Below are 12,423 nucleotides of genomic sequence, written 5' to 3'. Positions count from 1 at the left end.
GGCGTAATGACCTTGCCCTGCGATTTTGTGCGCAACTGTTATAAAAATTCTTCACTGATCTGTGTCTGCCGCCCTTCACTGTTACGTGCTTTACTGGCAGGCAGTGAAAGAGAGGTGAACAATGGACGCCATAAAACAAATCCTGCTTGATGAAATCGCCACACTGAATCGCGAAGAACGTCGCGACAATTTGCCACGTTTTAGCTTTTCGTTTCTGAAAACGCACCCTGGCCTGTGGGCGGTGATGTACTTGTGCTACGGGCTGTGCGTGGCGCTGATTTTTTCCACCGACATGCTCGGCTGGCCCGCATTCTGGTTTGCCACGGTTTTCGTGCTGGTGATGAGCTTTTTAATGCTGCTGGATATCAATCCGAAATACCGCTTTGAGGACATTGATGCGCTGGATCTGCGCGTTTGTTACAACGGCGAGTGGTATTACATTCAGCCGGTATCCTCCCAGGGCATCAACAAGATTCTGGATAACCCTGCCACGCCGGACCGTGTGCGTAGCGGTATTCATCGCCTGATGCAGCAGAAAGGCGAAGTGGATTTTTACGATGTGTATTACCTGACCTGGGGACATCGGCAGGCAGCGCAGGTTTAAATTTAACCTGACCGGCATACTGCACATCTCCTTCTCCCGCTAGCGGGAGAAGGTCGGGATGAGGGAGTCTGGCCGCAAAAGACTGCGCGATAAATCGCGCTGCTACGGGTGCAGTTGTTTGATTAACTGACCTAATTTTTCCACCGCCGCTTCGGCGCGCGCATCCCACGGCCAGGCAGTATTGAAGCGGAAGCAGTGACGGAAATCTTCACTGCTGGAAAATAGCTGCCCCGGCGCGATACTGATCCCCTGCTCTAACGCCAGATGATAAAGCTGCGTGGTATTGATGCCCTCGGGTAAGGCTACCCATAAAAAGTAGCCGCCCGGCGTATCGCTGATGCGGGCATCCGCTGGCAGTACCTGACGCAGCGCAGTGCGTGCCAGCTGTTTACGTTTTGCTAAGGTCTGACGCAGCCGTTTCAGATGGCTGTCATAACTGCGGGTGGAGAGAAAATCCGCCAGCGCCAGTTGCATCGGCGCGCTGGTGGAGAGCGTACTCATCAACTGAATACGCTGGACACGTTGCGCATGCCGGCCCGCCGCCACCCAGCCGATGCGAAAGCCCGCCACCAGATTTTTCGAGAAGCTGCCGCAATGCATGACATCACCAAGGCGATCAAAAGCTTTCGCCGGTAATGGTTTCTCCTCGCCAATCCATAACTCACTGTAAACATCGTCTTCAATCAGCGTCACGCCATAGCGCGCCAGCAGCGCCACCAGTTGTTCCTTGCGCGTGTTGCTGAGAGTAAAACCCAGCGGATTTTGCCGGTTGGTCATCAGCCAGCAGGCTTTGACCGGCCAGCGTTGCAGCGCCTGTTCCAGTTCGTCAAAATCAATGCCCTGCTCGACATCACTGGCTATGGCGATGGCGTTCAGCTTCAGGCGTTCAATCGCCTGCAATGCACCATAGAATGAGGGATTCTCGATCACCACCCAATCCCCCGGCTCGGTTACCGCCTGCAAACTCAGGTTGAGGGCTTCCATCGCCCCGTTGGTGATCACGATGTCGTCCGGTGAAATGGTGATCCCCTGCTGTGCGTAGCGTTGTGCCAGGATTTTGCGCAGCTCAGGGTTACCGGGCGGCAAATTGTTGAGCGCGTCCGTCGGTTTCAGGTTATGCGAGACTTTGACCAGCGAACGCATCAACTGGCGCTGAGGAAACAACTCCGGATCGGGGAAGGCGGAACCAAACGGCATAATCGCCGGATCGCGTGTCGCCTGGAGGACATCAAATACAAAGCTGTTGGTATCGGTCTGCTCCAGGCGTTCGACCGTTTGCGTCGCCAGACGCGGTCGCAGTGCCGCAGCGCGCGGCGCAATGTAATAACCGGATTGTGGTTTTGACAAAATCCAGCCCTGACTCTCCAGCACTTCGTAGGCGTGCATCACCGTCATCAGGCTGAGGCCGGATTGATCGGCCTGCTGACGCAGCGAAGGCAATTTTTCTCCGGGTTGCCAGATATTGGCTTCGATTTGTTCGCGCAGTTGATCGACCAGCTGCTGGTATTTCGCCACCTGAATCTCCGTCAGAATGTAATGTGGGGATTTTCCCTCACCCTAACCCTCTCCCGCAAGCGATTGTAGTGGCGCGATAAATCGCGCCGCTACTCTATGCAAAATGCTTATTTCGCCGTCTCTTCCAACACGCCAACAAACTCCGGCAGTTCGCCGATGCGGTCTGGCGGCAGGGGCCGCCCCAGCAGATAACCCTGCAATGAATTACATCCCAGCCCGGTGAGAAACGCCTGTTGTTCCTCGGTTTCTACCCCTTCGGCCACCACTTTTAAATCCAGCGATTGCGCCAGCGCCACAATCGCGGAGACGATGGTGGCATCTTCCGATTTCGCTTGCAGTTCATTGACGAAAGCACGGTCAATTTTCAACTCACTGGCCGGTAAACGTTTGAGATACAACAGGCTGGAATAGCCGGTACCAAAATCGTCAATCGAGGCTTTCACCCCCATATTGGTCAGTTCCGTGAGAATACGCACGCTCTCTTCAGGATCGCGCATCGCCGTGGTTTCGGTGACCTCCAGCGTCAGCAGCTCTGCCGGAATCTGGTGCTGAGTTAAGGCGGTGGTGACGGTTTCCACCAGATTGCACTGCTCAAACTGCAACGCCGACAGGTTCACCGCCACCGACCAGTGAGGATGCCCCTGCAAATGCCAGCTATGCAGCTGACGGCAGGCTTCGTTAATCACCCAGTTACCAATATTGACGATCATCCCGGTCTTTTCCGCCATCGGCAGGAATTTGTCCGGCGTCAGCAGGCCGCGCGTCGGATGCTGCCAGCGCAGTAAGGCTTCAAAACCAATAATGGGTCCACGCGGTGCGCAATATTTCGGCTGGTAGAACAACCGCAGCTCGTCATTATCCAGCGCCTGCCACAGATCGTTGTTCAGTTGCAGTTGGCTTTGCGCCAGGGTGTTCATCGAGGGCTGGAAGAAGTTGTAGCCGTTGCGTCCGTTGTTTTTGGTGTGATACATCGCTGCATCCGCATTAAACATCAGCTCGCGCTCATCCACACCATCGCCAGGGTACACCGCGATACCGATACTCAACGACACCACCAACTCGTAACGCGAGATGCTGAACGGCTTCTCGATCGCTTTCACCAGCGCATCAGCCGCCGCCGCCGCATCATTAGGATCATCAATCTCAATCAGCAGGACAAACTCATCGCCTCCCATGCGCGCCAGGGTGTAATGCCCTTTCATCTGCCCGGTCATGCGCTCGGTCACGGCAATCAGCAGGTTGTCTCCGACATGATGACCAAAAGCATCATTGACCGCTTTGAAGCCATCCAGGTCCATAAACATCAACGCGAAGTGAGACTGTTCGCGGTCAGCTTTGTTGATCGCCTGATCGAGGCGGTCTTCCAGCAAAATACGGTTCGGCAGGCGCGTCAGATTGTCATGCAGCGCCAACTGTGCCAGTTCCCGGTTCGCCTCCGCCAGTGAACGGGCCAGGATCGAGGTGCGCGCCTGCATGCGAGCATCGAGCATTGAAACCAGCAGAGTGATGCCGAGGATCGCGAGCGTCACTACCGTCACCAGCATTGCCAGCCAGTTGCTATTAACCCCCATATGGGTAGCGTGGCTGTGCATCGGGAAATTCGCCGCCGCCATACCCGTGTAATGCATACCGGCAATGGCACAGCCCATTACCACCGACGCGCCAAGACGCAACAGGGTGACGCGGCCAGTGCCTTCACGCAGAGTAAACGCCAGCCATAGCGCCACGCCAGAAGCCACCAGGGCAATCGCGACAGATGCCGCAACCCAGTAACCATTCCAGACGATGCCAGGCGAGAACATCAGCGCCGCCATGCCGGTGTAGTGCATTGCCACCACGCCAAAACCCAGCACCAATGCGCCACCGCACAGTCGCGACCAGGGCAGTTCGCCCGAGCACACCAGCCACAATGCAAAGATCGATGCCAGCACCGCAATCACCATCGATGCCACGGTGAGCAATGGGTCGTAACTCATCACCATATCGAGGCTCATCGACAACATGCCGATAAAGTGCATCGCCCAGATGCCCACCCCCATGGCAAAGCCGCCGCCCAGTAGCCATACCAGCGCTGATTTGCCACTGGCAGTCGCTACTCTTCCCGCCATATCCAGTGCCGTGAAGGAGGCCAGCATCGCCACCAACACCGAGACGATGACGGTATACCAATCGTACGAAGTCACTAACATAGTGAGTTCCCAAGTCATAGCTGGATTAACAGCTGTGGTGTTGTTAATAAAACGTAAAATATATAAATATTATTGTATTATTTATCGGCAGTCATGCTGCCGTTATTGGTCGTTGAACGATGAAAGATTACGATTCAGAAAATCAAAATTGCTCGTCACGCACCCGCCATGGGTGCGATATTTTCAGGAATAACCAGCGGTGCGCCCATTGTCATCGTGAACTCGCCGATACGATCTGCCGGGGTAGGTTTGCCCAGTAAATAACCTTGCAACGTATCAAAACCCAACCCGGTTAATAAGCGTTGCTGTTCTTCCGTCTCCACACCCTCGGCGACCATGCGCAAATTCAGGCTTTGTGCCAGGGTAATCATCGCACTGACGACGGTGGCGTCTTCGCTGTCGGCACGCAGACTATTGATGAAGCTACGATCAATTTTCAGCTCGGTCGCTTCAAGATGTTTCAGATGCAGCAGATTGGCATAACCAATACCGAAATTATCAATCGCGACCTTCACCCCCAACTGGTGCAGCTCAGCAATACGTTGCTGACTGAATTGCGGGTCACGCATGACGATAGTTTCGGTAATTTCCAGCATCAACGCGCCTTCCGGTAAAGCATGCCGTTGCAGAATTTCACTGATGCTGTCGATCAGGTCGCGCTGATGGAATTGCAATGCCGACAGGTTAACGGAGACGCTCCAGTGGCTGTTCCCCTCTTCATGCCATTGGCGCAACTGGCGACAGGCTTCGTTGATCACCCAGTTGCCCAGCGCGATGATCTGCCCGGTTTTCTCCGCTCGCGGCAGGAACATATCCGGCATCAACAAGCCACGGCGCGGATGCTGCCAGCGCAGCAGGGCCTCAAACCCCATCAGCAAGGTCCCACCGGCACGAAACTTCGGTTGATAAAACAGGCGCATCTCCTGATGTTCCAGCGCGTGCCACAGATCATTAGCCAACGCCAGCTGGTGCTGCGCAACCGTGCTCATCGCCGGTTCAAACAGGCACCAGCCGTTACGCCCACTGTGTTTGGTGTGATACATCGCGGAATCGGCGTTGAACATCATCTCCTGCTTGCTGCGGCCATGCAGCGGGAAGATGACGATACCAACGCTGAGTGACACCCGTAGCGAATAACGGTCGAGTTCAAAAGGGGCATCGATGGTATTCACCAGGCGCTGGGCGATAGTCGCGGCCTGTAAACCGTCACTGTCGGGACTGAGTAGCACAAATTCATCGCCCCCGAGACGCGCCAGAATGACATCCTCACGCAGTTGATTACGCAGGCGCGCAGCTACCGCGACAAGTAAGCGATCACCAACGTGATGTCCCCAGGTATCGTTGACCGCCTTAAAGCCATCCAGATCCATAAACATCAATGCGAAGGTTTGATCGTTGAGCGTGGCATGTTTGACGGCGGCGTCCAGTTGCTGCTCCAGCAACACCCGGTTAGGTAAGGTCGTGAGATTGTCGTGCATCGCCAGTTGGCGTAATTCATTGTTGGCATGCTTCAGCTTCGCTGCCAGTCGCGCCGCGCGTAGCTGCGCATCCAGCATCGACAGCAACAACGTGATCCCAAGGATGGTCAGGGTGATGATGGTCACCCATACTGCCAGCCCCTGATCGCTGACACCGTGTTCCATCATGCTGCTGGTGTTGTTGAACTGCGCAGCGGCCATTCCGACATAATGCATTCCGGCAACGGCAGCCCCCATGACCAGGGAGGCACAACCCCGCATCAACAACAGGCCATCGCCCTGGCGCAGATGAAATGCCAGCCAGAGCGCAGCGCCGGATGCGGCATAAGCAATCAACACCGACAACGCAACCAGCTCGATATTCCAGTGAATGGCCGGTTCGATCATCAGCGCGTTCATGCCGAGATAGTGCATCGCCACCACCCCGCTGCCGAGGGTTAACGTACCGCGCACCAACCGACGCCATGTCAGGTGGCTACCGCGTACCACCTGGGCAAACGAAAAGATGGCTGCGACGATCGCCACCGCCAGTGACCATGAGGTGAGCGGCACATTGTAACGCATGGTCATCGGTAGCATCATCGCCAGCATACCGATGAAATGCATCGCCCAGACACCAATACCCATCGCGGTGCCACCAGCCACCAACCACAAACGAGCGATGCAGCCACGAGACACCGCAACGCGTCCGGCAGTATCCAGTGCCGTAAATGAGGCGATAAAAGCGACGATTAATGAGCTCGTCACCAGAACGCTATCCCAGGTAATCAGCAACATGAGCGCTCCTCACTAACCCGCTAGCGAGCAGGTGCTGAATTATCGAACAGGAACAAAGATTAAAAAGCATGCATAAACGGTCAGTTAACTTTTAAAGCGATGCAGCCGCTAATCGAGCCAGGAGAATCTGGGGATTAGCGCGCTGGGGCTTTTTTATGTTCATTATCTATCGCTAAGTGGAGAATCGTTATTATGTCTGATTAATGCATGAACATAACACTGAACCTTGCATCGCGGTAGAGGGAGAAATAATTCCTTGTTTAGTTTTTTTGACCTGCCGGGATCCCTTGCTATCACTGAATTATCGGCGAATTGAATAAATTGATTAGGGAAAAATTATTGGTGGACCTGACAGGCTTCGCTTTGCTGAACTATAGTAAAGAAAACTGATATAAATCATTTCCCTGCCGCATAAGAACTTTCTTAGACAGCAGGGGTTTTGCTGTACCGCCAAACATGGCTTCTTGTTATTTTTCGGTTGATTTCATAAATACATCATCAGGTGAAAAAGCACTGACCCTGGATAATCAGTAAGGAATGATTATGAAACTCAAGCTTTTTCTTTTGGCCGCCAGCCTGAGCGCCACCTTCCCGCCGTACGCTGCTTTCGCTGCCACCACAACGGGAACCATTAACGCGACGCTCACCCTGACTACCGGTTGCCTGGTGAATGGTCAATCAGCCACGACCGGGGTGAACTTCGGTACATTAAACTTCGGTAGCAGCGCTGCCACTTTTGATACATTGAATGCCACCCTGGTTGGGGCATCTGGCAATGGTATCTATGTTCGCTGCACCACCGGTCAAACCTTTAACGTGCAGGTCACCAGCAGCAATGCTGCGCCAGCCACCATTTATGGCACCGTGAGTGGACAACCACGCTATTTAATCCTCGGTTCCAACAACACACAAGGCATCGCCTACACCCTGTACAGCGATGCAGCCTTCACCACCGCTATCGCCAATAACACCAATATCGCGCCGAGCGGAACCACCGACCCAACCCTGGGGACCAACTACGCCATTTATGGTCGCGTAGTCGGTGGTGGTTTCAACCCGTTAATTCCGGCGGGAACCTACACCGATACCATTAACGTTGCTGTGAATTACTGAGGCAGAAACTTCGGTTAAACAGGGTGAGAGTGGTCAATGGGTGGACGCGCATTGTTGGCGGTCTGGCCCTGCTGATAGGGAGTGTCAACGCCTGGGGGTTGCCGAGCGCAACCTTTCAGGTCTCTGCCTCAGTGGTGGCTGGCTGCGTGGTTTCCGGTACTAATCCCGGCGTTTTTGGCACGCTCAATTTTGGCACCCAGTCTGGCGTCGCCAGCAACAGCGTCAGTGCCACTTTTGTCCAGAGTTCCACCATCAGCCTTGCCTGCACACCAGGCACCACGGTCAGCATGTCAATCAATGGCGGCAGCAACTACACCACCACCCGCAACCTGAAACTGGCCAGTTTCACCAATACCGTGGCCTACAGCTTATACAGCAACGCCAGCCACACCACCGCGATTGGGGTGAATTCACCCATCACGCTGAGTTACAGCAACGCCAACAACATCACGTTGCCGATTTACGGCGTGTTGCAGTTACCCGGGCCGACGCGCGCCGGGGTTTACACCGATACGCTAACCGTCACCCTGAGTTGGTGAAGGAACAACAAAGAAGGAATAACACATGAAAAACCTGCTGCTGATATGGCTGCTCACGTTCAGCGCTCTCAGCCATGCTGCTAACTCGATGATGATCTGGCCGATTGATCCCGCCATCAATCCCGACGACAAAGCCAGTGAGCTTTGGCTGGAGAACCGTGGCGATGCGACCACCTTAATGCAGGTACGGATTTTCGCCTGGCAGCAGGTAAATCAACGTGAACAATATCAGACCCAGACTGAGGTGGTCGCCAGCCCGCCACTGGTCCGCGTCGAGCCGGGGCAGAAACAGCTGGTGCGCTTAATCAAGCAAACCCCGCCTGCTGCCGGTCAGGAGATGGCCTATCGCGTGGTACTGGATGAAATCCCTACGCCACGGAGTCCCGGTGCCAATCAGGCTGGGCTCACTTTCCAGATGCGCTACTCGGTGCCTCTGTTTGTGTATGGCAGCGGTCTGACTGTCGAAAGTGCCAAACCCGACCTGAGCTGGCAGGTGGAGAACAGCGGGGGCAGGCGCTGGCTGCTGTTGACCAATCACGGCAACGGCCATGCGCGCCTGAGCAATGTCATGATTGGCGGGCGCAAGCTGGGTGACGGTCTGTTCGGCTACGTTCTGGCAAACAGCAGCAATCGCTGGCCGCTTAACAGCAGCGTGAGCGGCGAACTGGAGGCCGAGATGAATAAAGGCCACTGGCGTAGCGCTGCTCTGCGCTAATGCGATTTTCGCCACATCCCTGCGCGCTGGCGGTGACCAGCGCCCTGTGCTGTCTGATCCCCCTGATAAGTAGCGCGGAGACGTTCTCCGAGCTGCCGCCTCCTCCTGCCCTGCAAAATAACGCGGCGGGACAGCAATACATGCTGGAGCTGATCATCAATCAGGAAGAACAAGGCAATATCGTCCCGGTTGAACAAAAGAACGGGGATTTTTGGCTGCGGCGCGGCGATTTGGAACGCGCCGGGATCCCGGCAGACAAGTTGCAGGGCCAGCAGATCAATGTTAACCAGCTGAACAGCGTCAAAGTGGATTATGACAACCAACGTCAACGCCTGCTGCTGACCGTTCCCCCGGCCTGGTTACCGGGCCAGGTGATTGGTCAGTCGCACAATGGCCCGCGCTATCCCGGTCGTAGCAGCACGGGAGCGCTGCTCAATTACGACTTCTACGCCACCCGCACCGATCATAGCGGCACGCGTCTCGCGACCTGGAATGAGTTGCGCTTATTTGGTGCTGCCGGACAATTCTCCAGCAACGGCGTGTGGCAGCAGCAACTGGAGGGCAGCGCTCCGCAGCAGCAGCAGGGTTATATCCGTTATGACACCTGGTGGAGTAACGAAAACGAGGAAGCGATAGTCAGCTGGCGCGCCGGGGATCTCATCACCGATTCTCTCTCCTGGAGCAACAGCGTGCGTCTCGGCGGCGTGCAGATTGGCCGTGACTTCAGCGTGCGTCCGGACCTGGTCACTTACCCGTTGCCACAGTTTTCCGGCCAGGCGGCGGTGCCGTCCACCGTTGATCTGTTTATTAATGGCTATCGTTCCAGCCAGGCCAACGTTCAACCCGGCCCCTGGTCACTCACCAATGTCCCCTTTGTCAACGGTGCTGGCGATGCGGTGATCACCACCACCGACGCGGTGGGCCGTCAGGTCACCACCACGCTGCCGTTTTACGTTTCCAGCAATCTGCTGAGACAAGGCTTGTCCGACTACTCATTTTCCGCCGGGGCGATGCGTGAAAATTACGGCATCAAAAACTTCGACTACGGCGCAGCCGCGGCCAGCGGTTCATATCGCTACGGTCTGACTGACTGGCTGATGCTGGAAACTCACGCCGAAGGCAGTGATGAGGTCGCGATGGGCGGTGCTGGCGGTCAGGTGAAACTCGGCAGTTGGGGAGTGATCAATGGCGCGCTGGCGCAGAGCCAGATGAGCGGTAAACCCGGCACGCAATATAGCTGGGGTTATCAGTACAACAACAGTTGGCTCAGCCTTGGCACGCAACACACGCTGCGGACCGTGGATTTTGGCAATCTGGCGCTGGTAGGCAATCGCAGTGACTCGGAGGACACCTCTTATTCGCTGGCACGTCGCAGTGCGCAATACACCGCCAGCGTGTCGATGAATCAATACGGGAGCCTCGGACTGGCGTACCTCGATATCAACAGCGGCGATGGCGAACGTACACGCCTGTGGAACCTGTCGTGGAGCAAAAATCTTTGGGGTAACAGCAGCCTGTATATTTCCGCCAGCCGCGATCAACAGCAAGGGGAATGGAGCGGAGCCATCTCGCTGGTGATCCCGTTTGGCGAACAAGGCAGTGCTTCGGTCAGTATGGAACGCGACCAGCAGGGAGAAAACAACCAACGCATTTACCTGTCACGCGCCATGCCGAGCGACGGCGGTTATTCGTGGGATGCTTCCTGGGCTAATCAGGGCGGCAACAGCGGCGATTATCGCCAGGGGAGCCTGCGCTACCGCAACAACAAAGTGGATACGTCGGCGGGCTTTTATGGCGACGACGATAACATCACCCAGTGGGCAGATTTCAGCGGCGCGCTGGTGCTGATGGATAACCGCCTGTTTGTCGCCAATCAGATCAACGACGCCTTTGTGCTGGTGAAAACCAACTATCCCGACGTCAACATCCGCTACGAAAACCAATCAATGGGACGCACCGATAAAGAAGGTTATCTGCTGGTTCCGTCGATTAGCAGCTACTACGCCGCGAAATACGATATCGATACGCTGGACTTGCCTGCGGATATGACATCACCGCGTGTCGAACAGCGTTTCGCCGTGAAGCGCCAGAGCGGCTATCTGCTTAATTTCCCGGTAGAGAAACTGCGTTCTGCCAGCGTCATTCTGCATGACAGCAACGGAAAACCGCTCCCCGTCTCCAGCCAGGTGCTACGTGCCGGGCAGGCAACCGAGTATGTCGGCTGGGATGGGATTACCTGGATGGAGAACCTGGAGGCCAGCAATCCTATCCAGGTCACCACGCCGGATGGTCGTAGTTGTCGCACTGAACTCACGATCGCCAATGGTCAGCCGCTGGCGCTGAAAACCTATGGCCCGCTCACCTGCGCGTTGCCACCGCCGCCACCTGGCGCTGCGCTACCCAATAGCGAAAACTCTACAACAGGCATATCACCATGAAAAAAATGCTGCTCCTGCTGACGTTGTTACTGTTACCAGGTCTGGTACAAGCCGCCTGTAGCCTACCTGCATCAACCGCCAGTTTTGGCTCGGTCACCACCTTTGTGGTCAATTCGACCATCAGTTCCACCTCAACCACCGCAAACGTGAACTGTGGCGCAGGTTCAGCCCTGACCTTATTAGGAACCAACCAAATTACCTTTCAGCTTGCCAGCGCGTCCAACGTCAATGGCACGCGTGGCACCCTGAAACGCAGCGGCGATACCGGCAGCGATAACATTCCGCTGCGCCTGTGTATGGACAGCGCCTGCGCCACTGAGCTGACAGTGGGGGGGGCGACCTATACCTTTTCACAAGCGGTGCTGGCGAACCTTGCCGGTCTGTTCGGCAGCCTGAACTTTGCCTTGCCGGTGTATCTGAAAACGGTGACGGGGCAGACGGTGGCGGCAGGTACCTATACGGCGACGCTCAACCTGTACGTCACCTATAACATTTGCACCAGCCTTGGCGTGGGTGGACTTTGTCTGACACCGCAGACCGGAACCGGCACCATTCCGATTACCGTGACGGTGGTGATATCGAATGATTGCACCACCATCACTGCACCTAACGTCAGTTTTGGCAGCGCGCCACTGGTCAGCAGCTTTTCCACCGTGCAGCAGACCATTAGCGTGGTATGCAGCAAAGGCAGCACCTATACCGTGGGCCTGAGTAATGGCAGCTATGCGGCGAATGGCGTGCGGAATATGGCGAGTGGCACCAACCGGTTAAGCTATGACATCTACCAGGGAACCACCACCACCACACGCTGGGGACCCACCGGTACGGACCGCTGGAGCAGCAGCACCTCAACGACCGTCAGCGCCGATGGCCTGACACGCGGCTATACCTATACCGCGCAGATTCTGACCACGCAAAATACCCCGGCTGCGGGTAATTACACGGATAATGTGGTGGTGGATTTGTCGTTTTAGATTTTTCCGTAGCGGCGCAATTTATTGCGCTGTTTTTTAGCAAAAGCAACCTCTGGCAAAAAGACGCGCGATAAATCGCGC

General features: G+C 55.7%; 9 protein-coding genes. 6 read left to right on the top strand and 3 right to left on the bottom strand.

Features of this window, described 5'->3' with window-relative positions:
* Window positions 1–121 precede the first annotated feature (121 nt).
* On the top strand, window positions 122–604 hold the full coding sequence (locus CTZ24_RS11760; protein WP_208723607.1) for a YlaC family protein: 483 nt from the start codon (window positions 122–124) through the stop codon (window positions 602–604).
* A gap of 102 nt (window positions 605–706) precedes the next feature.
* On the opposite strand, the gene CTZ24_RS11755 is transcribed toward CTZ24_RS11760, so the two are convergent.
* The 3 genes from CTZ24_RS11755 to CTZ24_RS11745 all read right to left on the bottom strand — a co-directional run bounded on the left by CTZ24_RS11755 (window position 707) and on the right by CTZ24_RS11745 (window position 6,563).
* Complete coding sequence (locus CTZ24_RS11755) at window positions 707–2,119, bottom strand: aminotransferase-like domain-containing protein (RefSeq protein ID WP_208723606.1); 1,413 nt, start codon at window positions 2,117–2,119, stop codon at window positions 707–709.
* A 107-nt stretch (window positions 2,120–2,226) separates the two neighbouring features.
* Entirely contained in the window at window positions 2,227–4,308 is a 2,082-nt protein-coding gene (locus tag CTZ24_RS11750; protein WP_208723605.1) for a putative bifunctional diguanylate cyclase/phosphodiesterase, read from the bottom strand.
* A gap of 155 nt (window positions 4,309–4,463) precedes the next feature.
* Window positions 4,464–6,563, bottom strand: coding sequence for a putative bifunctional diguanylate cyclase/phosphodiesterase (locus tag CTZ24_RS11745; RefSeq protein WP_208723604.1), 2,100 nt, complete (start codon window positions 6,561–6,563; stop codon window positions 4,464–4,466).
* A 543-nt stretch (window positions 6,564–7,106) separates the two neighbouring features.
* On the opposite strand from CTZ24_RS11745, the gene CTZ24_RS11740 reads away from it, so the two are divergent.
* Genes CTZ24_RS11740 through CTZ24_RS11720 form a run of 5 tightly spaced genes read left to right on the top strand, consistent with a single transcriptional unit; the run spans window position 7,107 to window position 12,342 of the window.
* Complete coding sequence (locus CTZ24_RS11740) at window positions 7,107–7,676, top strand: spore coat protein U domain-containing protein (RefSeq protein ID WP_013510497.1); 570 nt, start codon at window positions 7,107–7,109, stop codon at window positions 7,674–7,676.
* Window positions 7,677–7,705: 29 nt separating this feature from the next.
* Window positions 7,706–8,215: a Csu type fimbrial protein gene (locus tag CTZ24_RS11735; protein WP_036625498.1), complete on the top strand. Its 510-nt coding sequence runs from the start codon at window positions 7,706–7,708 to the stop codon at window positions 8,213–8,215.
* Window positions 8,216–8,240: 25 nt separating this feature from the next.
* Window positions 8,241–8,930 carry a fimbrial biogenesis chaperone gene (locus CTZ24_RS11730; protein WP_208723603.1) on the top strand — a complete coding sequence of 230 codons (690 nt, stop codon included), beginning with the start codon at window positions 8,241–8,243 and terminating at the stop codon, window positions 8,928–8,930.
* Window positions 8,930–11,368 (top strand): fimbria/pilus outer membrane usher protein, encoded by a 2,439-nt coding sequence (locus CTZ24_RS11725; RefSeq protein ID WP_208723602.1) that lies wholly within the window; start codon window positions 8,930–8,932, stop codon window positions 11,366–11,368. Before CTZ24_RS11730 ends, CTZ24_RS11725 begins: the two co-directional genes overlap by 1 nt.
* Window positions 11,365–12,342 carry a Csu type fimbrial protein gene (locus CTZ24_RS11720; protein WP_208723601.1) on the top strand — a complete coding sequence of 326 codons (978 nt, stop codon included), beginning with the start codon at window positions 11,365–11,367 and terminating at the stop codon, window positions 12,340–12,342. The genes CTZ24_RS11725 and CTZ24_RS11720 overlap by 4 nt, the downstream gene beginning before the upstream one ends.
* Window positions 12,343–12,423: the final 81 nt, after the last annotated feature.

This window comes from Pantoea phytobeneficialis, from assembly GCF_009728735.1.
Taxonomy (GTDB): domain Bacteria; phylum Pseudomonadota; class Gammaproteobacteria; order Enterobacterales; family Enterobacteriaceae; genus Pantoea; species Pantoea phytobeneficialis.
Note: the sequence above shows the minus strand (reverse complement) of the source record. Positions and strands in the feature narration are given on the sequence as shown.